Consider the following 25,837-nt stretch of genomic DNA (forward strand, 5'->3'; position numbering starts at 1 on the left):
CGGGCGAAAAATGCAACTTTTCCCCTTTTTATCTTCCCGTTTCGCTCAACTTAGTATAAAAAAGCAGGCTATTTCGTCTATCTCGTTTAAGACTTGCATACCCAGGAGCTTCACCTTGAACATTTCCAGGATTTCCCGTCTGGCGTTGGCACTCGCCTTTGGCGTGACATTATCCGCATGCAGTTCAACGCCACCGGATCAGCGACCTTCTGAGCAGGTCGCGCCAGGCACCGCGTCCCGTCCGATTTTGTCCGCTGATGAAGCGAAAAACTTCGATCGCGCGCACTACTTCTCCGCGATGGATCCAAACGCTGCGCCGTGGACGCCGTCTTCTATTAACCTGCCGAAGCAGCCAAACTTTGTTGTGGGTCCGGCAGGGGCGCAGGGCGTGACGCATACCTCTATTCAGGCTGCGGTTGACGCTGCCATCACCAAACACAGCGCATCTCGCCAGTACATCGCGATCATGCCAGGTGAATATGAAGGTACCGTTTACATTCCGGCAGCACCGGGCAGCATCACCCTTTACGGTCTGGGCGAAAAAGCCATCGACGTTAAAATTGGTCTGGCGATTGATTCCGAAATGGACAGCACCACCTGGCGTCACCTGGTCAACCCGGCGGGTAAATACATGCCGGGCAAACCAGCCTGGTATATGTTTGATAACTGCCAGAGCAAGCGTGCCGCTACCATTGGCGTGATGTGTTCTGCGGTCGTCTGGTCTCAGAACAACGGTCTGCAGCTGCAGAACCTGACCATTCAGAACACCCTGGGCGACAGCGTTGATGCGGGTAACCACCAGGCCGTGGCGCTGCGTAGCGATGGCGACAAAGTGCAGATCAACAACGTGAACATTCTGGGTCGTCAGAACACCTTCTTCGTGACCAACAGCGGCGTACAGAACACCCTGCAGAATAACCGTCTGACCCGTACGCTGGTGACCAACAGCTACATCGAAGGTGATGTGGATATGGTCTCCGGTCGTGGCGCGGTGGTATTTGATAACACCGATTTCCGCGTCGTGAACTCACGTACCCAGCAGGAAGGTTATGTCTTTGCGCCAGCGACACAGTCTAACCTGTTCTACGGTTTCCTCGCCGTCAACAGCCGCTTCAACGCCTCCGGTGACGGCGTGGCGCAGCTGGGTCGATCCCTGGACGTGGACTCTGCAACCAACGGTCAGGTTGTGATCCGCGACAGCGTTATCAACGAAGGTTTCAACGTGGCAAAACCATGGGCTGACGCCGCCATCTCCAAACGTCCATTCTCCGGCAATACCGGTTCCGTGGACGATAAAGGAAACGTGCAGCGCAACCTGAACGACGCTAACTTCAACCGCATGTGGGAATACAACAACCGCGGTCTGGGTAGCAGAGTGGTTGCTGAGTCGAAGCAGTAATCTGTTTTGCCGGGTGGCGGCTTCGCCTTACCCGGCCTGTCCGTTACTGCAGTACCATCGGGCATATAAAAACCTCGCGTTCGCGAGGTTTTTTGTTTTAAGCCGCTTAGTGAGCGTTTACCACTACCCACATTGGCCCCTGGCCTACCGCATAGCGCCCTTTCTCTTCCAGCAGCCCCTGCTCGCCTTTGATTTCGTACAGGGCGATGTGGTGAGACTTCTGCCCCGCTGCAATCAGGTATTTACCGCTGTGATCGATATTAAAGCCACGCGGCTGCGTTTCCGTCGGCTGGAAGCCTTCTACTGCCAGCACGCTGCCGTCTTCCGAAACGCTAAAGATGGTGATCAGGCTGGAAGTACGGTCACAAGCGTAGAGATGACGACCATCCGGCGTAATGTGAATATCCGCCGCCCAGCGGGTATCCGAGAAGTCAGACGGCATCATATCCAGCGTCTGCACACACTCAATCTGCCCGTTAGGATCTTTCAGTTCCCAGACGTCCACCGAACTGTTCAGCTCGTTGACCACGTAGGCGTACTGCTGGTTTGGATGGAAGACCATATGACGCGGGCCTGCCCCCTCTACGGTGGTCACTTCAGCCGGATTCTGCGCCACCAGGTGACCATCGTCGCTCAGGGTAAACAGGCAGATACGATCCTGCTTCAGCGCCGGTACCCACAGCGTGCGGTTGTCCGGGGAGATATTCGCCGAGTGGCAGCCTTCCAGCCCTTCCACCACATCCACGGTTTCGACCGGAATGCCCTCTTCCAGACGCGTCACGCTGACACAGCCCGCGTTATAGGAGCCGCTGAAAACAAAGTTGCCCTGGCGATCGGTTGAGATGTGGGTTGGGCTACCCGGCAATGGCGCTTCCGCAGTGTAAGTCAGCGCGCCGTCATCCGGAGAGATGCGGTAGGCCAGCACGCGAAACTCCGGGCGCACACCCACGTACAAGAAACGTTTATCCGGGCTGATCGCCATTGGTTGTACCTGACCTGGCACATCAACAACCTGCACCAGCGTGAGGGTCCCCTCGGCATTTAAACGCCAGACGTGGATCTGCTGGCTTTCAGGACTGGCGGTATAAACGGTTTGTTTCATGAATATTCACTCCTCACTGCGCATGAAAGTAGTTAACTTTTGACGGTGAATGCTGAATTGTCGACGGGAATTTTGACGCGTTCGCCTCTCGGTGTACCATCCCATCAGATCGTAAATTCAATATTAACCCGGAAAAACAAATGACCTCGCGTGTGATTGCTCTGGATTTAGACGGTACCTTACTGACGCCGCAAAAAACCCTTCTCCCCTCCTCCCTTCAAGCGCTTAAACGCGCACAGGAAGTGGGATATCAACTCCTTATCGTAACGGGTCGACATCACGTTGCCATTCACCCTTTTTATCAGGCACTGGCGTTAGATACACCTGCAATTTGTTGTAATGGCACTTATTTGTATGATTATCAAGCAAAAAAGGTTTTAGAATCCGACCCGCTGCCGGTTCCCCAGGCATTGCAGTTAATTGATCTGCTGGATGAACATGCGATCCACGGCCTGATGTATGTCGATAATGCGATGGTCTATGAGCGCCCGACCGGCCACGTTATCCGCACCACCAACTGGGCTCAGTCTCTGCCAGAAGCGCAGCGTCCGGTCTTTACCCAGGTCTCTTCCCTGCGCCAGGCGGCTCAGGATGTTGAGGCTATCTGGAAATTCGCGTTAACCGATGAAGATACCACCAAACTGAATACCTTCGCGAAACACGTTGAACAGGCGCTGGGTCTGGAGTGCGAATGGTCCTGGCATGACCAGGTGGATATTGCCCGTAAAGGCAACAGCAAAGGTAAACGCCTGACACAGTTCGTGGAGTCTCAGGGGTGGTCAATGCAGGATGTAATCGCCTTTGGCGATAACTACAACGACATCAGCATGCTGGAAGCCGCCGGAACGGGCGTGGCAATGGGCAATGCCGATGACGCGGTGAAAGCGCGCGCTAACGTGGTGATTGGCGATAACACCACCGACAGCATCGCGCAGTATATTTATACCCACCTGCTGTAATCAGGTGGTAATGGAGACGCTCTTGATTTGCGCGTAAAGCCACAGGCCAGGTTTGATCCCTAACTCATCCCTGGCCCACGGACTGATCCGTGCCCAGAGCGTCCTGCTCCCCACCTCAAGCTGCACCTCTACCTGACCGTTATCATCAAAACACTCGGCGACCTTCGCGCGCAGGATATTACGGATACTGGTCTGCAGCGGAGGCTGTAAAACCAGAGAGACATCCGACGCCTGAATACGAATACGCAGCGCCGACTGCAGGGGCTTGTCGATTTTATTCACCCACAGGTGCTGGTCGCCCAATGCCAGGGCGGTCATAGCGTAATGCGGGTGGTGCTCCAGCACGCTCACCTTCAGGATACTGCTCTGCTGCTCCCGGGGCAGCCACGGGTGCATGACGCTACTGCCCCAGACCTCTTCAAGATTGCCAAACGCCTTTACGCTGCCGTTTTCCAGCACCAGTACGTTATCCGCCAGATGCAGAATTTCATCCAGGGAGTGGCTGACGTACAGCATCGGGATCTTGATTTCACGCGCCAGGCGCTGGAGATACGGCAGGAGTTCACGTTTACGCGGAATATCCAGCGAGGCCAGCGGCTCATCAAGCAGCAGGAGTTCGGGGGCGGTGAGCAACGCGCGCCCTATCGCCACCCGCTGTTTCTCACCGCCGGAGAGCGAGGAAGGCAACCGGTCAAGCAGTGGCTCAATGCCCAGCAGCGCCACCAGCTTGTCAAACTGCGCGGCCATGCTTTTGGCCATGCCGTAACGCAGATTCCCGCGCACGCTGTAGTGCGGGAATAACCGCGCATCCTGAAACACATAGCCAATACGCCGTTTATCCGGCGTCAGGTAAATCTTGTTTTCAACGTCATTCAGGACGCGATTATTCAGCACAATGCGCCCTGCCTGAGGACGTGTCAGGCCACCGATCGCATTAATGAGCGAGGTTTTCCCGGCGCCGGAGACCCCAAAGATGGCGGTGATGCCGGTGGCAGGCAGCGTCTCGTCCAGTGTAAGGGTGTGGTTTCCCAGCGTCTGGGTGAAATGGAGTTCCAGCATAACTATTTCCCCATCCGCTCGCGGCTGAGTCGCGCCAGCCATTCAGAGACCAGCAGCGATATCAGCGCCAGCACAATTGAGATAACGCACAGACGCGCCGCAGCACCTTCGCCACCCGGCGTCTGTATCAGCGTATACATGGCCGAAGGGATCGTCCGCGTTTCACCGGGGATGTTCGAAACAAAGGTAATGGTGGCACCGAATTCACCCAGCGAACGGGCAAAGGCCAGTACCGTACCGACAATAATGCCCGGCAGCGTGAGCGGTAGCGTAATGGTGAAAAAGACGCGCCAGCGCCCGGCACCCAGCGTGCGGGCGGCCTGTTCCAGTTTGATATCCACCCCTTCCAGCGCCAGGCGGATAGCCCTCACCATCAGCGGAAATGACATCACCGCCGCGGCCAGCACCGCACCGCGCCAGCTAAAGGCAAAGGTCAGCCCGAACCAGTCGTACAGCCATTGGCCGATAAACCCGCGTCGGCCCATGGATACAAGCAGCAGATATCCCACCACGACGGGCGGCAATACCAGCGGAAGATGGAGAACGCTGTCAAGTAGCGCTTTGCCGGGAAACTTACAGCGCACCAGCAACCAGGCAAAAAAGATCCCAAAGGGCAAACTTAGCGCAACCGCCAGGGAAGAGACTTTCAGGCTCAGCAGTACAGCCTGCCATTCAGGATCGGTCAATATCATTCGTGAGTCGTAAATCCATAACGTTTAAAGATTGCGGACGCTTCCGGCCCCTTCAGGTACGCCTGGAAGGCCGTCACGGTCGCATTTTTATGTCCATCAACAATCGCAACAGGATATTCCACTTTCTTGTGGGCGTCTTCCGGGAACGTGCCAACCACTTTGACCCCCTTGCTGGCAACGGCATCCGAGCCGTAGACAATGCCCAGCGGAGCCTCATTGCGTTCCACCAGCGCCAGCGCACCGCGTACATCTTCCGCCGGCGCCAGATCTGATGACAGTGTCTGCCACGCGCCCAGTTTCTGCAGGGCCTCTTTCGCGTAAATCCCAGCCGGTACATGGTCCGGATCGCCCACGGCCAGCCGGCCACCGTTCAGAAGACGCGTCCAGTGAGTCTCTTTGTTGATGGTGATGTCACCCTGCGGACTGGCTTTTGGCGCGACCACGACAAGGCTATTCCCCAGCAGCGTTTCGCGGGTTGTGGTATCCACGGCTTTCTTATCAACGGCGTAATCCATCCATTTCTGATCGGCAGAGATGAACAGATCGGCCGGTGCCCCCGCTTCTATCTGGCGCGCCAGTGTAGAAGAAGACGCGAAAGAGGAGACGACGTCGACGTTCTTCTCTTTTTTATACGCAGCAGCAATATCCTGCATCGCATTCGTCAGCGACGCCGCCGCAAAAACCGTAATTTTACCTTCGTCGGCCAGCGCGTGTCCGGTCAGCGAAAGTGCCAGCGTTGCCCCTGCGAAAAAGCGTAACCCTGTACGTGCCATCTGTAGCTCCTGTGAGTTTCGTTATATACGCAATAATATAACGACAACGCCGGAGATATCCCAGCGTTAAATCGTACCGATCAAGAGGTACAATTACCGGATGCTTTAAATCATATCGGCGTTGACGAAAAATACTTGAGAGCAAAACGCCCGGGCAAGCCGGGCGTTTTGTGGGGAATCAGTGCTGCTTTTTAGCGCGGTCTCTGTGACCAATGTTCGAAAAGACGTTGAACACTTCACCCAGGCCGTAGATGGCACCGAGGATGATGGCCATCACTACTGGTACCATGATCACGGCGAATACCAGACTTTTCAACAACTCTAACATGGTTTTCTCCAGATATTGTGGACGGCTTATTCTACCCTGAAAAGTAAGAAAAACATCCCCTTTTGTGCGGTCCCCTTTGCGCCCTGTGCCATTTGGTTCACAATAGCCCTTTTGTCAGGACACTCCGTTATGCAGGCTGAAATTCTCCTTACCCTACGACTTCAGCAGAAGCTTTTCGCCGATCCGCGACGTATCGCCCTGCTTAAACAAATAGAACAAACGGGTTCAATAAGCCAGGGGGCAAAGAACGCGGGCATTAGTTATAAAAGCGCCTGGGACGCGATCAACGACATGAATACCCTGAGCGAGCAGATGCTGGTTGAGCGAGCCACGGGCGGCAAAGGGGGCGGTGGCGCCGTGCTGACCCGCTACGGCCAGCGTCTGATTCAGCTTTATGACCTGCTGGCCCAGATCCAGCAGAAAGCGTTCGATGTGCTAAGTGACGATGATAACCTCCCGCTGGACAGCCTGTTAGCCGCCATTTCTCGCTTCTCACTCCAGACCAGCGCCCGCAACCAGTGGTTTGGCACGGTCACCGCGCGCGATAACGGGCAGGTCCAGCAACATATCGAGATCCTGCTTGCCGACGGTACGACCCGCCTGAAAGCCGCGATTACCGCCCAAAGCGGAGAGCGTCTGGGGCTGGATGAAGGCAAGGAGGTGCTGGTGTTGCTGAAAGCGCCGTGGGTCGCAGTGACGCGCGATGCCGAACGCGCCAAAGCGGCAGACAACCAGCTGCAGGGCACCATCCAGCGCATTGAACGTGGTGAAGCGCAGTGTGAGGTCCTGATGACCCTGCCGGACGGCCAGGTGCTGTGCGCGACGGTTGCCCTGAGCGAGGCGCACGAATTAGAAGAAGGTGCTGTAGTCACCGCATATTTCAACGCAGACCGGGTAATTATCGCCACATTGTGCTGAGCGGATTGACAAGCGTGTCGACAGTGAGTATCCCTGACATCTGATGCTGCAAAAAATGGGATAAATCATGTCATCATTGCATATTTCGCAAGGTACGTTTCGTCTTGGCGATACCCGAACGCTGACGCTGCCAGATTTAACACTCCATGCGGGTGAAAGCTGGGCATTTGTGGGCACCAACGGAAGCGGCAAGTCCGCGCTGGCCCGGGCGCTGGCCGGAGAGCTCATCCTGCTTAAAGGAGAACGCCAGAGCCATTTTACGCGTACGACGCGCCTGTCGTTTGAACAGCTGCAGAAGCTGGTGAGCGATGAATGGCAGCGTAACAACACGGACCTCCTCAGCCCGGGCGAAGAAGACACGGGCCGCACAACGGCAGAAATTATTCAGGATGAAGTCAACAATCCCGCCCGTTGTCAGCAGCTGGCGGAGCAGTTTGGCATCACCGCCCTTCTCAACCGCCGCTTCAAATACCTTTCTACCGGCGAGACGCGTAAAACGCTGCTCTGCCAGGCGCTGATGAGTGAACCTGAGCTGTTAATCCTGGATGAGCCGTTCGACGGTCTGGACGTGCAGTCCCGCGCCCAGCTGGCGGACCTGCTGGCCTCGCTTAACCAGCAGGGCTACACCCTTGTGCTGGTGCTTAACCGTTTTGATGAAATCCCGGATTTTGTGCAGAACGCCGGGGTGCTGGCGGACTGCAGCCTTACCGAAACCGGCGAAAAATCGGTACTACTGAAGCAGGCGTTGATTGCCCAACTGGCGCACAGCGAAAAGCTCGACGGCATTACCCTGCCCGAACCCGACGCCCCTTCGGTACGTCTCGCTTTAGATCCTAATCAGCCGCGGATTGTGCTGCGTGACGGGGTGGTCTCTTATGACGATCGTCCGATCCTGAATCATCTCAGCTGGACGGTTAATCCGGGCGAACACTGGCAGATTGTCGGTCCCAACGGCGCGGGGAAATCGACGCTGCTGAGTCTGATCACCGGCGATCACCCGCAGGGCTACAGCAACGATCTGACCCTGTTTGGCCGCCGTCGCGGAAGCGGTGAAACCATCTGGGATATCAAAAAGCATATCGGCTATGTCAGCAGTAGCCTGCATCTGGATTACCGGGTCAGCACCACTGTACGCAATGTGATCCTCTCCGGGTACTTTGATTCCATCGGTATTTATCAGGCGGTATCGGACAAACAGCACAAGCTGGCCCAGCAGTGGCTGGATATTCTGGGGATGGACAACCGGGTCGCTGACGCGCCGTTTCACAGTCTGTCCTGGGGGCAGCAGCGTCTGGCATTGATCGTCCGGGCGCTGGTGAAACACCCGACCCTGCTGATCCTCGATGAGCCGCTTCAGGGGCTGGATCCGCTGAACCGCCAGCTGATCCGTCGCTTTGTGGATGTGCTGATTGGCGAAGGTGAGACCCAGTTACTGTTTGTCTCACATCATGCTGAAGACGCACCGGCCTGCATCACGCACCGTCTGGAGTTTATCCCGGACGGTGAGCACTATCGTTACCTGCTGAGCAAAATCGATTAACTTCCGGAGGGCGCCGCCCTCCGCTTTTCAGATAACCTGCAGTGATACTCTTTTATCTCTTTGATCTACAATGCGAGTGGATCAAAAAAAAGCGGGTTTGAAAAACAGTGTAAACGATTCCACTAATTTATCCCATGTCACACTTTTCACGTCTCTGTTATGCTATGGTTATTACATACCATAAGCCTAATGGAGCGAAATATGCGAGTTCTGGTAACAGGTGGTAGCGGTTACATAGGAAGTCATACCTGTGTGCAACTGCTGCAAAACGGTCATGATGTCATCATCCTCGACAACCTGTGCAATAGTAAGCGCAGCGTGCTGCCTGTGATTGAACGTCTTGGCGGAAAACAGCCGACTTTCGTCGAAGGTGACATCCGCAATGAAGCGTTGATGACCGAGATCCTCCACGACCACGCCATTGAAACGGTGATCCACTTCGCTGGCCTGAAAGCGGTCGGTGAGTCGGTCGCGAAGCCGCTTGAGTATTACGACAACAACGTCAACGGTACCCTGCGTCTTATCTCCGCCATGCGCGCGGCGAACGTCAAAAACTTCATCTTTAGCTCATCCGCCACCGTCTACGGCGACCAGCCCAAAATTCCTTACGTTGAAAGCTTCCCCACCGGTACGCCACAAAGCCCGTACGGCAAAAGCAAACTAATGGTGGAACAGATCCTGACCGACCTGCAAAAAGCACAGCCGGAGTGGAGCATCGCCCTGCTGCGCTACTTCAACCCGGTCGGCGCCCATCCGTCAGGCGATATGGGTGAAGATCCGCAGGGTATTCCAAATAACCTGATGCCGTATATCGCACAGGTGGCGGTGGGCCGCCGCGAGTCGCTGGCGGTGTTCGGCAATGACTATCCAACTGAAGATGGCACCGGCGTGCGTGATTACATCCACGTTATGGATCTGGCCGACGGCCACGTGGCAGCAATGCAGCAATTGGCCGACAAACCGGGCGTGCATATTTACAACCTCGGCGCCGGTATTGGCAGCAGCGTGCTGGATGTGGTTAACGCCTTCAGCAAAGCCTGCGGTAAGCCGGTCAACTATCACTTCGCCCCCCGCCGCGAAGGAGACCTCCCGGCATACTGGGCTGATGCAACCAAAGCCGATAAAGAGCTTAACTGGCGTGTTACCCGCACGCTGGATGAAATGGCACAGGATACCTGGCACTGGCAGTCTCGCCACCCACAAGGTTATCCGGACTAAGGATCCGTCATGACTTCATTCAATCCCGTCGATCATCCGCATCGTCGTTTTAACCCGCTTAGCGGGCAATGGATTTTGGTGTCTCCGCATCGCGCCAAGCGCCCCTGGCAGGGGGCGCAAGAGACGCCTGCAAAACAGACGCTGCCACAGCACGACCCGGACTGCTTCCTGTGCCCGGGCAACACCCGCGTAACGGGAGATAAAAACCCGGACTACAAAGGCACCTTCGTTTTCACCAACGATTTTGCCGCGCTCATGACCGACACGCCGGACGCGCCGCAGAGCGATGATCCGCTGATGCGTTGTGAAAGCGCCCGGGGAACCAGCCGCGTGATCTGCTTCTCGCCCGATCACAGCAAAACGCTACCGGAGCTTAGCGTTGATGCGCTGAAAGAAGTGGTGAGCACCTGGCAGGCACAAACTGCGGAGCTGGGCCAGACTTATCCGTGGGTGCAGGTATTCGAAAATAAAGGCGCCGCGATGGGCTGCTCTAACCCGCATCCACACGGGCAGATCTGGGCGAACAGTTTCCTGCCCAACGAAGCCGAACGAGAAGATCGCCTGCAAAAAGCCTATTACGCGGAAAACGGCTCCCCGATGCTGGTGGACTACACCCGGCGTGAACTGGCCGACGGTAGCCGTACTGTGGTCGAAACGGAACACTGGCTGGCCGTTGTACCGTACTGGGCGGCGTGGCCCTTTGAAACGCTGCTGCTGCCTAAAGCACATGTTCAGCGCATTACGGATCTCAGCGACGCACAGCGTGACGATCTTGCGCTGGCGCTGAAAAAGCTGACCAGCCGTTACGACAATCTGTTCCAGTGCTCCTTCCCGTACTCAATGGGCTGGCACGGCGCACCGTTTAACGGCGAAGAGAATCAACACTGGCAGTTGCATGCCCATTTCTATCCGCCGCTGCTGCGTTCTGCGACGGTGCGTAAATTTATGGTGGGCTATGAAATGCTGGCGGAAACCCAGCGTGACCTGACGGCAGAACAGGCCGCAGAACGCCTGCGTGCCGTTAGCGATGTCCATTATCGCGAATCAGGAGTCTAATAAATGAGTCTGAAAGATAAAACACAATCCCTGTTTGCTGAAAAATTTGGCTACCCTGCCACCCACGTTATCCAGGCACCTGGCCGCGTAAACCTGATTGGTGAACACACCGACTACAACGACGGTTTTGTTCTGCCCTGTGCCATTGATTACCAGACGGTGATCGCCTGCGCAAAGCGCGATGACCACAAAGTGCGCGTGATTGCGGCGGATTACGGTAATGAGATGGACGAGTTTTCCCTCGATGCCCCGATTGTTATCCACGACAGCCAGCAGTGGTCCAACTATGTGCGCGGCGTGGTGAAACATCTGCAAAAGCGTAATAAGAATTTTGGCGGTGCGGATCTCGTCATCAGCGGCAACGTGCCACAAGGGGCCGGTTTAAGCTCGTCGGCATCCCTGGAAGTGGCGGTAGGAACCGTCTTCCAGCAGCTGTACCATCTGCCGCTGGACGGGGCGCAAATCGCACTGAACGGCCAGGAAGCGGAGAATCAGTTTGTGGGCTGCAACTGCGGCATCATGGACCAGCTTATCTCCGCGCTGGGCAAAAAAGAGCATGCGTTACTGATTGACTGCCGAACGCTTGGAACCAAAGCCGTTCCCCTGCCAAAGGGTGCCGCGGTCGTGATTATCAACAGCAACTTTAAACGTACGCTGGTGGGCAGCGAGTACAACACCCGCCGCGAGCAGTGCGAAACCGGCGCACGCTTCTTCCAGCAGCCGGCCCTGCGCGACGTGACGCTTGATGAATTCAACAAAGTGGCGCACGAGCTGGATCCGGTAGTGGCAAAACGCGTTCGTCATGTGTTGACCGAAAACGCCCGAACCGTTGAAGCCGCTTCCGCGCTGGCAAAAGGAGACCTGAAACGTATGGGGGAACTGATGGCAGAGTCCCACGCCTCCATGCGCGATGACTTCGAAATCACCGTTCCGCAAATCGACACCCTGGTGGAGATTGTCAAAGCGGTCATCGGCGATAAAGGCGGTGTACGCATGACGGGCGGTGGTTTTGGTGGCTGCATCGTCGCTCTGGTGCCGGAAGATCTCGTCCCGGCCGTCCAGTCGGCGGTGGAGAAACAGTACGAAGCCAAAACGGGCATTAAAGAAACGTTCTATGTTTGTAAAGCATCACAAGGAGCCGGACAGTGCTAAACGAAACGCCAACCCTCGCACCGGATGGTCTGCCGTATCGCCTGTTAACCCTGCGCAACAGCGCGGGGATGGTTGTTACGCTCATGGACTGGGGTGCCACCCTACTTTCCGCCCGCGTACCAATGCCAGACGGCAGCGTGCGCGAAACCCTTCTCGGCTGCGCCTCGCCTGAGCAGTATATCAACCAGGCCGCCTATCTTGGCGCGTCCGTCGGGCGCTATGCGAACCGCATTGCGAAAAGCCGTTTTGAGCTCGACGGTGTTCGCTACACGTTGCTGCCAAGCCAGGGTGAGAACCAGCTGCATGGTGGACCGGAAGGATTTGACAAACGCCGCTGGAAAATTGTCCAGCAAAACGACCGGGAAGTGCTGTTTTCACTTGACTCGCTGGATGGCGACCAGGGATTCCCGGGTAACCTTACCGCGTTTGCACGCTTTACGCTGACCGACGACAACCGTATCGCCATTGAATACCGTGCGACGGTCGATAAGCCGTGTCCGGTCAACCTGACCAACCACGCCTACTTCAATCTGGACGGTAACCAGTGCGATGTGCGTAACCATAAGCTGCAGATCCTTGCGGATGCCTATTTGCCGGTGGACGAGATGGGCATTCCGTATCAGGGGCTGAAGCCCGTGGAAGGTACCAGCTTTGACTTCCGCAACGCAAAATCTATCGCCCAGGATTTCCTGAGCGATGACGATCAGCGCAAGGTGAAAGGTTACGACCACGCGTTCCTGCTGCAGGCACAAGGCAATGTGAAACAGCCTGCTGCACAGGTCTGGTCTGCGGATGAAAAACTGCAGATGACGGTCTACACCAGCGCCCCTGCCCTGCAATTCTACTCAGGTAACTATCTTGGCGGGACAACCGCACGAGAGCACGGCGAGTACAGCGACTGGCAAGGTCTGGCGCTGGAGAGTGAGTTCCTGCCGGACAGCCCGAACCATCCCGAATGGCCACAGCCGGACTGTGTGCTGCGCCCGGGTGAAGAGTACGTCAGCGTCACCGAGTATCATTTTACTCCGCACGGTTAACCTCCGGCCGCAACATCGTCAGCCCTCCCCCGGAGGGCTTTTTTCTGCACGCCTTGCTGAAAATAGCGCCAATCGCAGACAAAATCATAACCCTGGATTCACAAGCACCTTACACTCAGAGACTATTTTCGCTATGGTTAGGGTTAAGCGTTGCTGCTGGCACGGCCACGGCAATATAATGAGAATTGTTATCATTCTAAAAATGCTTGAGGAGTAAGAGATGGCTATTACTAAGCTGGTTCTGGTGCGCCACGGCGAAAGCCAGTGGAACAACGAAAACCGCTTCACCGGTTGGTACGACGTTGATCTGTCTGAGAAAGGCGTAAGCGAAGCAAAAGCAGCAGGTAAACTGCTGAAAGAAGAAGGCTTCAGCTTTGATTTTGCTTACACCTCTGTGCTGAAACGTGCCATCCACACCCTGTGGAACGTGCTGGACGAGCTGGATCAGGCCTGGCTGCCGGTTGAGAAATCCTGGAAACTGAACGAGCGTCACTACGGTGCGCTGCAGGGTCTTAACAAAGCCGAAACCGCTGAGAAGTACGGTGACGAGCAGGTTAAACAGTGGCGTCGCGGCTTCGCGGTAACCCCACCAGAGCTGACCAAAGATGACGAGCGCTATCCGGGCCACGACCCGCGTTACGCGAAACTGACCGACGCTGAGCTGCCAACCACCGAGAGCCTGGCGCTGACCATTGACCGCGTTGTTCCTTACTGGAACGAAACCATTCTGCCACGCCTGAAAAGCGGTGAGCGCGTGATCATCGCCGCTCACGGTAACTCCCTGCGCGCGCTGGTGAAATACCTGGACAACATGGGTGAAGACGAGATCCTCGAACTGAACATCCCGACTGGCGTACCGCTGGTGTATGAGTTCGACGAAAACTTCAAGCCAATCAAACACTACTATCTGGGTAACGCGGATGAGATCGCAGCGAAAGCCGCGGCTGTTGCGAACCAGGGTAAAGCGAAGTAATTTTCGCCGGACATAAAAAAAGCGCGGAGCCTTCCGCGCTTTTTTATTTGAGTCGGAAGAATCAACCGCGACGGGCTTTTACCGCATTCGCCAGCTGACGCAGGATGGCGTCGGTATCTTCCCAGCCAATGCAGGCATCCGTCACGCTCTTGCCATAGACCAGCGGCTCGCTGCCTTCGAGGTTCTGGTTACCCTCAACCAGATGGCTTTCAATCATCACCCCAATCACCGCTTTCTCGCCGCCAGCAATCTGCTGACAAACATCTGCGCCAACTTCCATCTGCTTTTTAAACTGCTTGCTGGAGTTAGCGTGGCTGAAGTCGATCATCACCTGAGGCGGCAGCCCCGCTTTTTCCAGCCCGACCTTCACCTCTGCGACATGTTTTGCGCTGTAGTTAGGCTCTTTACCGCCGCGCAGAATGATATGGCAGTCACCGTTACCGCTGGTGTTAACAATGGCAGAGTGACCCCATTTGGTCACGGACAGGAAGCAGTGTGGTGCCCCTGCCGCATTGATGGCATCAATAGCGACTTTGATGGTGCCATCGGTACCGTTTTTAAAACCCACCGGGCAAGAGAGGCCGGACGCCAGTTCACGATGAACCTGAGATTCAGTGGTACGCGCGCCAATGGCGCCCCAGCTCATCAGGTCTGCCAGATATTGTGGCGTAATCATATCCAGGAACTCACCGGCGGCTGGCAGGCCACTGTCGTTAATCTCCAGCAGCAGCTTGCGCGCAATACGCAGGCCGTCGTTAATCTGGAAGCTGTTGTCCATATGCGGATCGTTAATCAGCCCTTTCCAGCCAACGGTGGTGCGCGGCTTTTCAAAGTACACGCGCATCACAATTTCCAGCTCATCTTTAAGCTCTTCGCGCAGCTTAAGCAGTCTCGCGGCATACTCTTTTGCCGCGGCAGGATCGTGGATTGAGCACGGGCCAATCACCACCAGAAGACGATCGTCATTACCTTTCAGGATCTTGTGGATCGCTTTACGAGCATGAGAAACCGTGTTTGCGGCATTTTCAGTGGCGGGGAATTTCTCAAGGAGTGCTACAGGAGGTAATAACTCATTGATCTCTTTAATGCGTAAATCGTCGTTCTGATAATTCATCTTCTTTCCAGCTCTGCCATATCTTTTGTAATGAAAGCAATCCTTTCAATCTATCTTGTCGACCAGGAAGTGTAAACACGGTTTTACACTTCACGCAGATAATTCCTGGAATTCGCCTAAAAATCGCCACAAAATAGCGAAAAACGAGATCTAACCTAAGCTTTTTAACTGTAACAACCATTTTTGCTTTATTAAACGCGATTCCCTACTGACGTAAGTCCGTCTGGCGGGATCTTTCGCCTCTGAAAAAGATGCACTGTTGGAGAATGTTATCCAGCGTAACGACAAGAACAGGAGCACCATGATGAAAATGACGAAACTGGCAACTCTCTTCCTGACGGCAACCCTCACCCTGGCAAGCGGCAGCGTTCTTGCGGCTGAAACGAGCTCATCGGGTAACGGCGATGCTAACGCGGCTGCGTCAGCAGGCCAGGTGGCCCCTGATGCCAAACAGAATGTCGCCCCGAACAATGTCGATAACAGCCAAATTAATAACGGGAACACGAATACCGGCGGCACGATGCTGCACCCTGATGGTACCGACTCCGGCACCATGAATCATGACAATATGAGCAAGGATGAGGTTCACAAAAACACAATGTGTAAAGACGGCCGTTGCCCGGACGCGAATGACAAAGTGGGCGATGATGCCAATACCAAAACGGATGGTACAACCCAGTAACCGGTTAGGGATTTAACTGCGAAAGGAGAGCTCAGGCTCTCCTTTCTTTTTGAGTAACTTATTAAAAACGCTACACTAATAACAATAACGAATCAGGAAAGATAACATGGCACACACGCATTCCCACGCCTCCGGCGACGACAACGCTAAACGCCTGCTGCTGGCCTTCGGCGTTACCGCCACCTTCATGATTATTGAGGTGATCGGCGGTTTGATCTCCGGCTCCCTGGCGCTGCTGGCTGACGCCGGACATATGCTTACCGATGCAGCAGCGCTGCTTTTTGCCCTCCTGGCCGTACAGTTTGCCCGTCGTCCTCCTAATGCACGCCATACGTTCGGCTGGCTGAGGCTGACGACGCTTGCCGCGTTTGTTAATGCGATTGCGCTGGTGGTCATTACCCTTCTTATCGTCTGGGAGGCCATTCAGCGCTTCAGACACCCTCAGCCGGTCGCCGGGATGACAATGATGGCGATCGCCGTGGCGGGGCTGCTTGCCAATCTTCTGGCCTTCTGGATTTTGCATAGCGGCAGTGGCGAAAAGAACCTTAACGTACGCGCCGCCGCTCTGCATGTGATGGGAGATTTACTGGGCTCGGTGGGAGCCATTGTTGCCGCACTGGTGATCCTCTACACTGGCTGGACGCCTGTCGACCCTATTCTTTCTGTACTGGTCTCGTGTCTGGTGTTACGCAGCGCCTGGCGGCTATTGAAGGAGAGCGTCAATGAGTTGCTGGAGGGGGCGCCCGCCTCTGTGGATATCGCCGAGTTAAAGCGTAATCTGCATCGTTCAGTTCCTGAAGTACGTAACGTCCACCACGTGCACGTCTGGCTGGTGGGCGAGAAACCGGTTATGACGTTGCACGTCCAGGTGATCCCGCCGCACGACCACGATGCGCTGCTCGAACGCATCCAGCACTTTCTTGAACATCACTATGAAATTGGTCACGCGACCATCCAGATGGAGTACCAGCCCTGTAACGGGCCGGATTGCCACCTGAATGAGGCGCAGTCCGACCATTCACATCATCACCACCATTAACTGGAGAGCGCGTGTGAGCCTCGCTCACGCGCGCTGTTAATCCACATCCGGCTTCCGTTCAGGGCAATGAAGGTCAACAGCAGATATTCCAGAGACATCGCGTAGACGCCCTGCAGGGCGAAAATCACCACGCTGATGACATTGATGATGACCCACAGCAGCCAGTTCTCAACGTATTTACGGGTCATCAGGATCATCGCCGCAATGGACAACACCATCATGCAGGAATCCCAGAACGGGAAAGCATCCGGCTGAAGCACAGGCATTGTCACCTGTAACCCGATGCCGGACATGGCCGCCACAGCAATGCGGGTCAGGAAAGCAAATACCGGGTTGATGTAGACCGTCATTAAACCAATGGCGACCACACACGCGACAAACCAGGCGATGGCTTTCGGCAAGGGTAACCAGCGGATCTGCAGCTCGGCCTCCTGCTGGCTGTTCTGCCGCGACCACGCGTACCACCCGTAGATATTGGCCGCAAAAAAGAACAGCTGCAAAAGCAAGCTTGCGTAGAGCTGGATCTGGAAGAAGATAATCGCAAACAGCGTAACGTTAATGAGCCCGAACGCGTAATTGCTGATCTTCTCCAGGCTTGCGAGCCAGATACAGAGTAATCCCGCCAGCGTGCCAACGGCCTCAATCCATGACAGGTCATAGCCACCTGCACCAATCGGTATATGAACCAGAATGTTTTGTGTGCTAAAAAAATCCATCTTTTCCCCGGGACGTAGTGAATTAAGTACGTAGTGAATTAAGTACGTAGTGTAGCCGCAAAATCCAGCATGCGGTTAAGTGGAACTAACGCGCCTTCACGCAGAGCGGCATCCACATGGATTTCATGCGACGCACCGCCGGTTTCTAACCCTTCGGCAATCGCTTTCAGGCCGTTCATCGCCATCCACGGGCAGTGCGCACAGCTGCGGCACGTGGCCCCCTCGCCTGCGGTTGGCGCTTCGAGGAGCTCTTTCTCCGGCACGGCCTTCTGCATCTTGTAGAAGATACCGCGATCGGTCGCCACGATAAGCTGCTTATGCGGCAACGTTCTGGCAGCATTAATAAGCTGGCTGGTTGAACCCACGGCATTGGCCATGTCGACAATCGACTGCGGTGATTCAGGATGAACAAGAATAGCGGCATCAGGGTAAAGCGCCTTCATGCGGGACAGTGCCTGCGTCTTGAACTCGTCATGAACGATGCAGGCGCCCTGCCAGCAGAGCACGTCTGCCCCGGTCTGCTTCTGGACGTAGCTTCCCAGATGGCGGTCGGGTGCCCAGATAATCTTCTCACCCAGGCTGTCCAGGTGCTCAATCAGTTCAACGGCGATGCTCGACGTAACAACCCAGTCTGCGCGCGCTTTCACTGCAGCGGACGTATTGGCGTACACCACCACGGTCCGGTCAGGATGGGCATCGCAGAAGGCCGAGAATTCGTCAATCGGACAGCCGAGATCCAGTGAACACTCCGCGTTCAGCGTTGGCATCAGGATGGTTTTTTCAGGGCTAAGGATTTTTGCCGTTTCCCCCATAAAACGCACCCCCGCAACCAGTAGCGTGGAAGCAGGATGTTTTGCACCAAAGCGCGCCATCTCCAGAGAGTCAGAAATACAGCCTCCGGTCTCTTCCGCCAACTGCTGGATTTCCGGGTCGGTGTAGTAATGTGCCACCATCACGGCATCTCGCTCTTTGAGAAGACGCTTGATTTTCTCACGGTAGAACTGCTTTTCATCCATGCTCAGCGGAACAGGCTTCGGCGGGAAGGGATAGATTGCGGCTTCAGGATCAAACATCACGCTCATTATGGCTTCTCGTTTTACTGGCTTAACAATATTGCCTTTCTTTTGCCTGACATAGCAAAACGCAGGACAATTGTGTTTTGTATACTAAACAAGATAGCGAATCTGGAGTGAAAAGTCACCGGGAATAGATGTGCGGAGCATTTGTTGTATCGCAGATAGCAAAAAAGCGCCTTTAGGGCGCTTTTTAACATTGGTGGGTCGTGCAGGATTCGAACCTGCGACCAATTGATTAAAAGTCAACTGCTCTACCAACTGAGCTAACGACCCCTTGCGGGATTTTTCTTCGAAGTGGTGGGTCGTGCAGGATTCGAACCTGCGACCAATTGATTAAAAGTCAACTGCTCTACCAACTGAGCTAACGACCCATTCGGGTGCTGACTTCGAAGATTTTACTCGGTTCCACGTTTGAAGTGGTGGGTCGTGCAGGATTCGAACCTGCGACCAATTGATTAAAAGTCAACTGCTCTACCAACTGAGCTAACGACCCGAGTGGTGGGTGATGACGGGCTCGAACCGCCGACCCCCTCCGTGTAAAGGAGATGCTCTACCAACTGAGCTAATCACCCACTCTGTACTGCCGGAACTGCTATAAGTGGTGGGTCGTGCAGGATTCGAACCTGCGACCAATTGATTAAAAGTCAACTGCTCTACCAACTGAGCTAACGACCCACTTTTACGCTGCTTTCACGTTGTTTGATATCCCGTGGCAACGGCGGCATATATTACTGATTTAAGAATTCTGCGCAACAAAAATTTCGATGAAGATCACTTAACTGCTTAGTAATCATGCTGCACGACCAGAAATAACGCGATTTCTGGTCATGCGATAATCATCCCATCGAACTCAGACGTTTTTGCGCCTGTTTGGCCCCTTCCGTGCCCGGGAATTTTGCAACCACCTGCTGATAAACCGCTTTGGCTTTCGCAGTGTCACCTTTGTCCTGCATGATCACGCCGACCTTAAACATCGCATCAGGCGCTTTTGGCGATTTGGGGTAATTTTTCACCACAGAAGCGAAATAAAACGCCGCATCGTCTTTTTTACCCTTGTTGTAATTCAACTGACCCAGCCAGTAATTTGCGTTTGGCTGGTAAGTGGAATCCGGGTACTTCTTAACGAAGTTCTGAAACGCAACGATAGCATCATCCTGGCGCGATTTATCCTGTACCAGTGCAATGGCCGCGTTGTAATCCGTGTTCGCGTCACCACTCTGCACAGGCGCCCCTGTCGCAGCAGAGGCATCGGCTGAAGGCGCTGGCGCGTCTGTGGCCGCTCCGCTTTGATCGCCCGCTGCTGGTTGCGCTGCTGCCCCCCCGCTGCTCAGGCTATCAATCTGCAGCAAGATCTGCTTTTGACGTTCCACAACCTGGTTAAGCTGATACTGGCTCTCCTGAATCTGACCACGGAGGGAGTCGATATCAGTTTGGTTATCGGAAAGTTGTTGCTGGAGTTGGGTTAAAAGCTGACTGTGAGCGTTAGAGATACGCTCGAGTTGAGTGACCCGGTCTTCCACCGAGCCTGAGCCGACACTACTGATTGGTGCCTGAGCAAAAGCGGCCCAGGGGGCCGCTATTCCAACCAGTAACGACAGACTCAACAGATGATGTCTGAAGTTACTGCTCATGCAATTCTCTTAGTAAACCAGTACGGCACGACGGTTTTTGGCGTACGCCGCTTCGTCATGACCCAGTACTGCAGGTTTTTCTTTACCGTAAGAAACGATGGAGATCTGGTCAGCAGAAACGCCTTTACCCTGCAGGTACATTTTAACAGCGTTAGCACGACGTTCACCCAGGGAGATGTTGTACTCTGGAGTACCACGTTCGTCCGCGTGACCTTCTACGGTGACTTTGTAAGACGGGTTGCTACGCAGGAAGTTAGCGTGAGCATCCAGCATCGCAGCGAAGTCAGAACGGATGTCGTATTTATCCAGATCGAAGTAAACGATGTTGTTCTGCTGCAGCTGCTGCATCTGAAGACGCGCTTGCTCTTCAGAGGACATGTTGCCATTGCCGTTCGCGTCCATACCGGTGCCGGCACCCATCATGCCTTCGCCGCTCTGGTCATTGCTGGCGTTCTTGTTAGAAGAACACGCTGCGATTGCCATTACAGGCAGAGCGATCATCAGCCCCTTCAGCACTTTGTTCAGTTGCATTTCTATGATTCCTTTAGTAATCAATTAATTATTATTTACAGATACGGCGACCAGGCAGGGGATTTTACCTGTCCATCAGTTGCCGGAATACGCGCTTTGAAACGCCCATCTGTAGAAACCAGATTCAGCACAGATCCCATCCCCTGAGAAGAGCTGTAGATTACCATAGTGCCGTTAGGTGCCAGACTTGGCGTTTCATCCAGGAACGTTGACGACAGAACTTGGACGCCACCCGCTACCAGATCTTGTTTGGCAATGTGCTGCTGCCCACCGTTGGAGCTGACCATTACCATAAATTTACCGTCGCTGCTCACATCTGCGTTCTGGTTCTGAGAGCCTTCCCAGGTGATACGCTGCGGAGCCCCGCCGTTGATGTTCACTTTATAGATTTGTGGACGGCCTGCCTGGTCAGAGGTAAACGCCAGGTTCTGGCTGTCCGGGAACCATGATGGTTCCGTGTTGTTGCTGCGACCATCCGTCACCTGACGGATCTGACCAGAACCAATGTCCATCACGTACAGGTTCAGGCTACCGGTTTTGGACAGCGCAAAGGCCAGCTTAGAGCCGTCCGGCGAGAACGAAGGCGCACCGTTGTGACGTGGGAACGACGCCACCTGACGAACAGCACCGTTAGCCAGCGTCTGAATAACCAGCGCAGAACGACCGCTTTCGAAGGTCACGTAAGCCAGTTTAGACCCGTCCGGAGACCAGGCTGGAGACATCAGCGGCTGAGAAGAGCGTTTCACCAGGAACTGGTTGTAACCGTCGTAGTCAGAGACGCGCAGCTCATACGGGAACTGGCCGCCGTTAGTCTGTACCACATAGGCGATACGGGTACGGAACGCACCTTTAATACCGGTCAGTTTTTCGAATACCGCATCGCTGGCAGCGTGAGCCGCATAGCGCAGGTACTGTTTAGTGACCTTGTAAGAGTTCTGAGCCAGAACGGTACCCGGTGCACCGCCGGTATCCACCAGCTGCCAGGCCACGTTGTAAGAGCCGTCCGGGTTAGGGGTAACCTGACCCACAACCACGGCATCAATGCCCAGTGCAGACCATGCGGCAGGTTGAACTTCCTGCGCGCTACCCGGCTGCTGAGGCAGACGAGAACGATCTAACGGGTTGAATTTACCGCTGTTACGCAGGTCAGCTGCCACGATGCCGCCGGCATCTTCAGGCGCCGCACCAGGGCCAGCCCACTGGAATGGAACTACACCGATTGGGCGTGCCGAGTCCACCCCCTGGGTGATCTCGATACGTACTTCTGCGTGCAGTACAGCTGCCCACAGCATTAAGAAACTAAATGCTACACGTAATGCCTGCTTCATCATATCTCCCTTATCTGGGTAACCTTACCCACGATAATTTAGCAGAATGTTAACAAACCCAAATAGACAAAACTACTAAACCCTGTGACTAAACCTGGTCTATTTTTCCCCGTTTGCACGGGGAAAATGTAACTTAAGGTTTGAAGTCCAGCGGTGCATTTTTAAAGACTTCGTAGACTGCCTGAGACGGTGGTTTAGGCATCTTCGCCTGACGTGCGGCAGCCTGAGCTGCAGTACACAAAGCGGGATCCCCACCTTCAGACTTAATATCAAGAAGCATGCCGTCCGGCGCCAGTTTTATACGCAGCGTACACGTTTTACCGGTATAGGAAGACGCATCATAGAATCGGCTTTCGATAGCGGATTTAATCTGCGCAGCATAGCCATTGATTTCAGCCCCTGTCGCACCGTTGCTCTTAGTGTTACCACTTCCTGTCGGTGCTGCGTTGTTTCCTTTCGCCCCACCGCCTGTTTTCGGCGCATTCTTACCGGAACTGAGATCGCCCAGCAGATCGTCAACGCCCGCAGCGGCAGCGGCTTTTTCTGCAGCAGCCTTTTTCGCTGCAGCTTTTTCAGCAGCCGCTTTTTTATCGGCAGCAGCCTTCTCAGCTGCAGCTTTTTTGTCGGCAGCTTTCTTCTCCGCAGCCGCTTTTTCAGCAGCGGCGGCTTTTTCTGCGGCAGCTTTCTCGGCAGCGGCGGCTTTCTTCGCAGCCTCGGCAGCCGCTTTCTTCTCGGCTTCCTGAGCAGCTTTTTTTGCAGCTTCGGCTTCAGCTTTCTTCTGAGCATCAGCAGCGGCTTTTTTCGCGGCTTCTGCTTCCGCTTTCTTCTGAGCATCAGCGGCGGCTTTCTTCGCGGCTTCCGCTTCCGCTTTCTTCTGGGCGTCGGCAGCGGCTTTCTTCGCCGCTTCTGCCGCTAATTTCGCCTGGGCATCAGCCTGTGCTTTGGCATCCGCTGCGGCTTTAGCTGCCGCCTCTTCCGCCTGCTTTTGCTGTTCCTGGGCTTTCTTCGCGGCCTCTTCGGCTTGCTTCTGCTGTTCTGCCTGCTCTTTCGCGGCTTCCTGCGCCTGCAAACGTTCTTTCTCAAGCTGCTTCAGACGTTCCTGCTCGGCGGCCTGCTTTTCACGCAGTTCCTCCGCTTGCTGTTGCGCCTGTTTTTCTCGCTGCTCTTCAGCCCGTTTTGCACTCGCCTGCTGCTGTTGCTGACGGTTATAGTTCTGCACGACCGCACCGGGATCCACCATGACGGCGTCGATAGAAGAACCGCCACCGCCGCCCGCTGATGCATCAATATGCTCGTCGAACGAACTCCAGATCAGCCCTGCAAAAAGGATCACATGCAGCACTGCGGAGACGATTATCGCTCGCTTAAGCTTGTCGTTCTGTTCGGTTGCCTTTGACACTATCGGTTCCCAAAAACTACGCGGATGATCAAATAGGCTGAGTCATTAAGCCGACAGACTTAACACCCGCACTATGTAGCAAGTTCAGCGCTTTAATAATTTCATCGTAAGGCACGTCTTTCGCACCACCGATTAAGAAGACCGTTTTCGGATTTGACTCCAGGCGTCGTTGCGCTTCAGCAATCACCTGCTCCGGCGGTAGCTGATCCATACGATCTTTCTCTACCACGACGCTGTATTGCCCTACGCCGGAAACCTCAATGATGACCGGAGGATCGTCATTGGTGCTTACCGCCTGTGATTCTGTCGCATCCGGCAGATCAACTTCCACGCTCTGGGTAATGATGGGCGCTGTCGCCATAAAGATCAGCAGCAACACCAGCAGTACGTCCAGCAGCGGAACGATATTGATTTCGGACTTGAGCTCGCGACGACCTCGTCCACGCGATCTGGCCATGGTTTACCCCTTGTTGCTCTCGGTGCTGGTAAACGCCTGACGGTGCAGAATCGCGGTGAACTCTTCCATGAAGTTGTCGTAGTTCAGTTCCAGTTTATTCACGCGCTGGTTCAGACGGTTGTAAGCCATAACCGCCGGGATTGCCGCAAACAGACCGATAGCGGTTGCAATCAGTGCTTCTGCAATACCCGGTGCAACCATCTGCAACGTCGCCTGCTTCACTGCGCCCAGCGCGATAAAGGCGTGCATAATCCCCCACACCGTACCAAACAGGCCGATATACGGGCTAATGGAACCCACCGTTCCCAGGAAAGGAATGTGCGTTTCGAGATTTTCCAGCTCGCGGTTCATGGAGATACGCATCGCACGCGAGGCTCCTTCCACCACCGCTTCAGGTGCATGGCTGTTCGCGCGATGCAGACGGGCAAACTCTTTGAATCCGCTGTAGAAAATTTGTTCGGAGCCAGCGAGACTATCGCGACGACCCTGACTTTCCTGATACAGACGGGACAGTTCGATACCCGACCAGAACTTATCTTCAAACGCTTCCGCTTCACGGCCAGCCGCATTGAGAATACGCGTTCTCTGGATGATGATGGCCCAGGATGCGATTGAAAAACCAATCAAAATCAGCATGATAAGTTTAACCAGAAGGCTTGCCTTCAGGAACAAATCAAGGATATTCATGTCAGTCACTGCTTAAACTCCGCGACAATAGACTTAGGAAGCGCACGAGGCTTCATTATGGTTGGATCAACACAGACAATCAGTACTTCAGCTGAGTTCAGTACGGTGTTCTCTGCATTGACTATCCGCTGCGTGAAAACCAGCGAGGTTCCGCGCATTGATGTAATTTCAGTTTGGACTTCGAGCATATCGTCGAGTCTGGCAGGCGCAAAATACTCAAGCGTCATCTTGCGTACCACAAAGGCAACTCGCTCAGCCAACAGTACCTGTTGACTAAAGTGATGATGGCGCAGCATCTCTGTGCGTGCCCGTTCATAAAAAGCAACGTAGCTGGCGTGGTAAACCACACCACCGGCATCGGTATCTTCGTAATAGACACGAACCGGCCATCGAAACAGCGTTGTATTCACTTTACATCCCGGTAATGCAACAAAAGTTTATGCTTTAAACTTCGCTACTATACGCGCGGGAATGATGGTTTGGAATGGGAGAAAGTAAACGGAGAGTAAATTTTTATGGGCTCGGGTAAGCCCATATGGTTAACGGACATTTCTTATTCAGAAGAAGAAGAAAATCAATCCAGCAAGCAGCACGATATCGGCGATAAGCGGGCAGAAAATGCCCTGCCAGTGAATCGCTTTCGGACGAAAGCCTACGCCGTGGATCACACCTGCGCACACCGCCCACATAATGAGAAAGCCGTGCCAGATCTCAAGCTCGCTGGTCTTCGCTGCAAAACGCGAAGGGTCCCAGAAGATACACCCTGCCAGCAGTAATGCCATCACTAAAGAAAGCGCCCGTAACGGGCGCTTATCCATTACCGCATATAACGTTGCGATAATCTTCATTAGTGTTTTTCTTCACCCGCTTTGGTCGCTTCAACGTGCTCAAGCGCCAGGGCAGTGATGACACCAAAAGCACAGGCAAGAAGCGTCCCTAAAATCCATGCGAAATACCACATATTCAGCTCC

At 54.6% G+C, this 25,837-nt stretch carries 28 protein-coding genes and 5 tRNA genes; 11 read left to right on the forward strand and 22 right to left on the reverse strand.

Annotated features, from left to right (window positions below; translation table 11 throughout):
* Positions 1 to 115 precede the first annotated feature (115 nt).
* The gene (locus EQV24_RS09290) at positions 116 to 1,399 is read left to right on the forward strand and encodes a putative acyl-CoA thioester hydrolase (RefSeq protein WP_095907526.1); all 1,284 of its coding nucleotides are present in this window, start codon (positions 116 to 118) and stop codon (positions 1,397 to 1,399) included.
* 106 nt (positions 1,400 to 1,505) lie between these two features.
* Here the strand turns inward: EQV24_RS09290 and pgl are convergent, their stop codons facing one another.
* The gene (gene pgl, locus EQV24_RS09295) at positions 1,506 to 2,501 is read right to left on the reverse strand and encodes a 6-phosphogluconolactonase (protein ID WP_013097511.1); all 996 of its coding nucleotides are present in this window, start codon (positions 2,499 to 2,501) and stop codon (positions 1,506 to 1,508) included.
* A 140-nt stretch (positions 2,502 to 2,641) separates the two neighbouring features.
* Here pgl and EQV24_RS09300 point away from each other — a divergent pair, with 140 nt between their 5' ends.
* Positions 2,642 to 3,460 (forward strand): pyridoxal phosphatase, encoded by an 819-nt coding sequence (locus tag EQV24_RS09300; RefSeq protein WP_038986077.1) that lies wholly within the window; start codon positions 2,642 to 2,644, stop codon positions 3,458 to 3,460.
* Here EQV24_RS09300 and modC read toward each other — a convergent pair whose 3' ends face one another.
* The 4 genes from modC to EQV24_RS09320 all read right to left on the reverse strand — a co-directional run bounded on the left by modC (position 3,461) and on the right by EQV24_RS09320 (position 6,312).
* Positions 3,461 to 4,519, reverse strand: a complete 1,059-nt coding sequence (modC, locus tag EQV24_RS09305; RefSeq protein ID WP_029882496.1) for a molybdenum ABC transporter ATP-binding protein ModC — start codon at positions 4,517 to 4,519, stop codon at positions 3,461 to 3,463.
* A gap of 2 nt (positions 4,520 to 4,521) precedes the next feature.
* Positions 4,522 to 5,211: a molybdate ABC transporter permease subunit gene (gene modB, locus EQV24_RS09310; RefSeq protein ID WP_013097514.1), complete on the reverse strand. Its 690-nt coding sequence runs from the start codon at positions 5,209 to 5,211 to the stop codon at positions 4,522 to 4,524.
* Positions 5,208 to 5,984: a molybdate ABC transporter substrate-binding protein gene (gene modA / locus EQV24_RS09315; RefSeq protein WP_038418921.1), complete on the reverse strand. Its 777-nt coding sequence runs from the start codon at positions 5,982 to 5,984 to the stop codon at positions 5,208 to 5,210. Before modA ends, modB begins: the two co-directional genes overlap by 4 nt.
* A gap of 178 nt (positions 5,985 to 6,162) precedes the next feature.
* Positions 6,163 to 6,312: an AcrZ family multidrug efflux pump-associated protein gene (locus EQV24_RS09320; protein ID WP_013097516.1), complete on the reverse strand. Its 150-nt coding sequence runs from the start codon at positions 6,310 to 6,312 to the stop codon at positions 6,163 to 6,165.
* 129 nt (positions 6,313 to 6,441) lie between these two features.
* Between EQV24_RS09320 and modE the strand changes: the two genes are divergently transcribed.
* The 7 genes from modE (at position 6,442) to gpmA (ending at position 14,206) form a co-directional block, all read left to right on the forward strand.
* Positions 6,442 to 7,230 (forward strand): molybdenum-dependent transcriptional regulator, encoded by a 789-nt coding sequence (gene modE, locus EQV24_RS09325; protein WP_013097517.1) that lies wholly within the window; start codon positions 6,442 to 6,444, stop codon positions 7,228 to 7,230.
* Positions 7,231 to 7,297: 67 nt separating this feature from the next.
* Positions 7,298 to 8,770: a molybdate ABC transporter ATP-binding protein ModF gene (gene modF, locus EQV24_RS09330; RefSeq protein WP_130626496.1), complete on the forward strand. Its 1,473-nt coding sequence runs from the start codon at positions 7,298 to 7,300 to the stop codon at positions 8,768 to 8,770.
* A gap of 201 nt (positions 8,771 to 8,971) precedes the next feature.
* Positions 8,972 to 9,988 (forward strand): UDP-glucose 4-epimerase GalE, encoded by a 1,017-nt coding sequence (gene galE, locus EQV24_RS09335; RefSeq protein WP_023622345.1) that lies wholly within the window; start codon positions 8,972 to 8,974, stop codon positions 9,986 to 9,988.
* A 9-nt stretch (positions 9,989 to 9,997) separates the two neighbouring features.
* Positions 9,998 to 11,044, forward strand: coding sequence for a galactose-1-phosphate uridylyltransferase (gene galT, locus EQV24_RS09340; protein WP_013097520.1), 1,047 nt, complete (start codon positions 9,998 to 10,000; stop codon positions 11,042 to 11,044).
* A gap of 3 nt (positions 11,045 to 11,047) precedes the next feature.
* Positions 11,048 to 12,196 (forward strand): galactokinase, encoded by a 1,149-nt coding sequence (galK, locus tag EQV24_RS09345; protein ID WP_013097521.1) that lies wholly within the window; start codon positions 11,048 to 11,050, stop codon positions 12,194 to 12,196.
* Complete coding sequence (gene galM, locus EQV24_RS09350) at positions 12,190 to 13,233, forward strand: galactose-1-epimerase (RefSeq protein ID WP_095427303.1); 1,044 nt, start codon at positions 12,190 to 12,192, stop codon at positions 13,231 to 13,233. Before galK ends, galM begins: the two co-directional genes overlap by 7 nt.
* A 220-nt stretch (positions 13,234 to 13,453) precedes the next feature.
* Positions 13,454 to 14,206, forward strand: coding sequence for a 2,3-diphosphoglycerate-dependent phosphoglycerate mutase (gene gpmA / locus EQV24_RS09355; protein ID WP_008501111.1), 753 nt, complete (start codon positions 13,454 to 13,456; stop codon positions 14,204 to 14,206).
* Positions 14,207 to 14,267: 61 nt separating this feature from the next.
* On the opposite strand, the gene aroG is transcribed toward gpmA, so the two are convergent.
* On the reverse strand, positions 14,268 to 15,320 hold the full coding sequence (gene aroG / locus EQV24_RS09360) for a 3-deoxy-7-phosphoheptulonate synthase AroG (protein WP_013097523.1): 1,053 nt from the start codon (positions 15,318 to 15,320) through the stop codon (positions 14,268 to 14,270).
* Positions 15,321 to 15,624: 304 nt separating this feature from the next.
* Here aroG and EQV24_RS09365 point away from each other — a divergent pair, with 304 nt between their 5' ends.
* Entirely contained in the window at positions 15,625 to 16,002 is a 378-nt protein-coding gene (locus EQV24_RS09365) for a YbgS-like family protein (RefSeq protein WP_020685076.1), read from the forward strand.
* Positions 16,003 to 16,108: 106 nt separating this feature from the next.
* Positions 16,109 to 17,041 (forward strand): CDF family zinc transporter ZitB, encoded by a 933-nt coding sequence (zitB, locus tag EQV24_RS09370; RefSeq protein ID WP_058679322.1) that lies wholly within the window; start codon positions 16,109 to 16,111, stop codon positions 17,039 to 17,041.
* On the opposite strand, the gene pnuC is transcribed toward zitB, so the two are convergent.
* From pnuC to cydX, 16 genes are all read right to left on the reverse strand, one after another.
* A complete protein-coding gene (gene pnuC, locus EQV24_RS09375; protein WP_020685075.1) occupies positions 17,038 to 17,757 on the reverse strand; it encodes a nicotinamide riboside transporter PnuC in 720 nt (239 codons plus the stop codon). The two genes, zitB and pnuC, sit on opposite strands and share 4 nt — an antisense overlap.
* Before the next feature lie 38 nt (positions 17,758 to 17,795).
* The gene (nadA, locus tag EQV24_RS09380; RefSeq protein ID WP_058679323.1) at positions 17,796 to 18,839 is read right to left on the reverse strand and encodes a quinolinate synthase NadA; all 1,044 of its coding nucleotides are present in this window, start codon (positions 18,837 to 18,839) and stop codon (positions 17,796 to 17,798) included.
* Between the two features lie 191 nt (positions 18,840 to 19,030).
* Positions 19,031 to 19,106 (reverse strand) — tRNA-Lys (locus EQV24_RS09385).
* Positions 19,107 to 19,128: 22 nt separating this feature from the next.
* A tRNA-Lys gene (locus EQV24_RS09390) sits at positions 19,129 to 19,204 on the reverse strand.
* Between the two features lie 46 nt (positions 19,205 to 19,250).
* Positions 19,251 to 19,326 (reverse strand) — tRNA-Lys (locus tag EQV24_RS09395).
* 3 nt (positions 19,327 to 19,329) lie between these two features.
* Positions 19,330 to 19,405, reverse strand: a tRNA-Val gene (locus EQV24_RS09400).
* 27 nt (positions 19,406 to 19,432) lie between these two features.
* Positions 19,433 to 19,508, reverse strand: a tRNA-Lys gene (locus EQV24_RS09405).
* A gap of 161 nt (positions 19,509 to 19,669) precedes the next feature.
* A complete protein-coding gene (gene cpoB, locus EQV24_RS09410; protein ID WP_013097528.1) occupies positions 19,670 to 20,464 on the reverse strand; it encodes a cell division protein CpoB in 795 nt (264 codons plus the stop codon).
* Between the two features lie 9 nt (positions 20,465 to 20,473).
* Positions 20,474 to 20,995: a peptidoglycan-associated lipoprotein Pal gene (pal, locus tag EQV24_RS09415; RefSeq protein ID WP_006177214.1), complete on the reverse strand. Its 522-nt coding sequence runs from the start codon at positions 20,993 to 20,995 to the stop codon at positions 20,474 to 20,476.
* Positions 20,996 to 21,030: 35 nt separating this feature from the next.
* Positions 21,031 to 22,323, reverse strand: a complete 1,293-nt coding sequence (tolB, locus tag EQV24_RS09420) for a Tol-Pal system beta propeller repeat protein TolB (protein ID WP_013097529.1) — start codon at positions 22,321 to 22,323, stop codon at positions 21,031 to 21,033.
* Between the two features lie 133 nt (positions 22,324 to 22,456).
* Positions 22,457 to 23,722: a cell envelope integrity protein TolA gene (tolA, locus tag EQV24_RS09425; RefSeq protein WP_095427304.1), complete on the reverse strand. Its 1,266-nt coding sequence runs from the start codon at positions 23,720 to 23,722 to the stop codon at positions 22,457 to 22,459.
* Positions 23,723 to 23,750: 28 nt separating this feature from the next.
* Positions 23,751 to 24,179, reverse strand: a complete 429-nt coding sequence (tolR, locus tag EQV24_RS09430; protein WP_003858589.1) for a colicin uptake protein TolR — start codon at positions 24,177 to 24,179, stop codon at positions 23,751 to 23,753.
* Between the two features lie 3 nt (positions 24,180 to 24,182).
* Positions 24,183 to 24,875 carry a Tol-Pal system protein TolQ gene (tolQ, locus tag EQV24_RS09435; RefSeq protein ID WP_013097532.1) on the reverse strand — a complete coding sequence of 231 codons (693 nt, stop codon included), beginning with the start codon at positions 24,873 to 24,875 and terminating at the stop codon, positions 24,183 to 24,185.
* Positions 24,872 to 25,276: a tol-pal system-associated acyl-CoA thioesterase gene (gene ybgC / locus EQV24_RS09440; RefSeq protein WP_003858593.1), complete on the reverse strand. Its 405-nt coding sequence runs from the start codon at positions 25,274 to 25,276 to the stop codon at positions 24,872 to 24,874. Before ybgC ends, tolQ begins: the two co-directional genes overlap by 4 nt.
* A gap of 147 nt (positions 25,277 to 25,423) precedes the next feature.
* Positions 25,424 to 25,714 carry a cyd operon protein YbgE gene (gene ybgE, locus EQV24_RS09445; RefSeq protein ID WP_013097534.1) on the reverse strand — a complete coding sequence of 97 codons (291 nt, stop codon included), beginning with the start codon at positions 25,712 to 25,714 and terminating at the stop codon, positions 25,424 to 25,426.
* On the reverse strand, positions 25,714 to 25,827 hold the full coding sequence (gene cydX / locus EQV24_RS09450; protein WP_003858598.1) for a cytochrome bd-I oxidase subunit CydX: 114 nt from the start codon (positions 25,825 to 25,827) through the stop codon (positions 25,714 to 25,716). Before cydX ends, ybgE begins: the two co-directional genes overlap by 1 nt.
* Positions 25,828 to 25,837: the final 10 nt, after the last annotated feature.

This window comes from Enterobacter sp. A8 (assembly GCF_004296595.1).
GTDB classification, from domain to species: Bacteria; Pseudomonadota; Gammaproteobacteria; order Enterobacterales; family Enterobacteriaceae; genus Enterobacter; species Enterobacter cloacae.

Excerpts from the sequence above, each read along its gene's own strand:
- modB (WP_013097514.1), bottom strand. The coding sequence starts at position 5,211 with ATGATATTGACCGATCCTGAATGGCAGGCTGTACTGCTGAGCCTGAAA.
- gpmA (WP_008501111.1), top strand. The coding sequence starts at position 13,454 with ATGGCTATTACTAAGCTGGTTCTGGTGCGCCACGGCGAAAGCCAGTGG.
- modC (WP_029882496.1), bottom strand. The coding sequence starts at position 4,519 with ATGCTGGAACTCCATTTCACCCAGACGCTGGGAAACCACACCCTTACA.
- pnuC (WP_020685075.1), bottom strand. The coding sequence starts at position 17,757 with ATGGATTTTTTTAGCACACAAAACATTCTGGTTCATATACCGATTGGT.
- tolB (WP_013097529.1), bottom strand. The coding sequence starts at position 22,323 with ATGAAGCAGGCATTACGTGTAGCATTTAGTTTCTTAATGCTGTGGGCA.
- galE (WP_023622345.1), top strand. The coding sequence starts at position 8,972 with ATGCGAGTTCTGGTAACAGGTGGTAGCGGTTACATAGGAAGTCATACC.
- cpoB (WP_013097528.1), bottom strand. The coding sequence starts at position 20,464 with ATGAGCAGTAACTTCAGACATCATCTGTTGAGTCTGTCGTTACTGGTT.
- pgl (WP_013097511.1), bottom strand. The coding sequence starts at position 2,501 with ATGAAACAAACCGTTTATACCGCCAGTCCTGAAAGCCAGCAGATCCAC.
- aroG (WP_013097523.1), bottom strand. The coding sequence starts at position 15,320 with ATGAATTATCAGAACGACGATTTACGCATTAAAGAGATCAATGAGTTA.
- EQV24_RS09300 (WP_038986077.1), top strand. The coding sequence starts at position 2,642 with ATGACCTCGCGTGTGATTGCTCTGGATTTAGACGGTACCTTACTGACG.
- nadA (WP_058679323.1), bottom strand. The coding sequence starts at position 18,839 with ATGAGCGTGATGTTTGATCCTGAAGCCGCAATCTATCCCTTCCCGCCG.
- EQV24_RS09365 (WP_020685076.1), top strand. The coding sequence starts at position 15,625 with ATGAAAATGACGAAACTGGCAACTCTCTTCCTGACGGCAACCCTCACC.
- modA (WP_038418921.1), bottom strand. The coding sequence starts at position 5,984 with ATGGCACGTACAGGGTTACGCTTTTTCGCAGGGGCAACGCTGGCACTT.
- galK (WP_013097521.1), top strand. The coding sequence starts at position 11,048 with ATGAGTCTGAAAGATAAAACACAATCCCTGTTTGCTGAAAAATTTGGC.
- modF (WP_130626496.1), top strand. The coding sequence starts at position 7,298 with ATGTCATCATTGCATATTTCGCAAGGTACGTTTCGTCTTGGCGATACC.
- ybgE (WP_013097534.1), bottom strand. The coding sequence starts at position 25,714 with ATGAAGATTATCGCAACGTTATATGCGGTAATGGATAAGCGCCCGTTA.
- pal (WP_006177214.1), bottom strand. The coding sequence starts at position 20,995 with ATGCAACTGAACAAAGTGCTGAAGGGGCTGATGATCGCTCTGCCTGTA.
- tolR (WP_003858589.1), bottom strand. The coding sequence starts at position 24,179 with ATGGCCAGATCGCGTGGACGAGGTCGTCGCGAGCTCAAGTCCGAAATC.
- zitB (WP_058679322.1), top strand. The coding sequence starts at position 16,109 with ATGGCACACACGCATTCCCACGCCTCCGGCGACGACAACGCTAAACGC.
- EQV24_RS09320 (WP_013097516.1), bottom strand. The coding sequence starts at position 6,312 with ATGTTAGAGTTGTTGAAAAGTCTGGTATTCGCCGTGATCATGGTACCA.
- modE (WP_013097517.1), top strand. The coding sequence starts at position 6,442 with ATGCAGGCTGAAATTCTCCTTACCCTACGACTTCAGCAGAAGCTTTTC.
- galT (WP_013097520.1), top strand. The coding sequence starts at position 9,998 with ATGACTTCATTCAATCCCGTCGATCATCCGCATCGTCGTTTTAACCCG.
- cydX (WP_003858598.1), bottom strand. The coding sequence starts at position 25,827 with ATGTGGTATTTCGCATGGATTTTAGGGACGCTTCTTGCCTGTGCTTTT.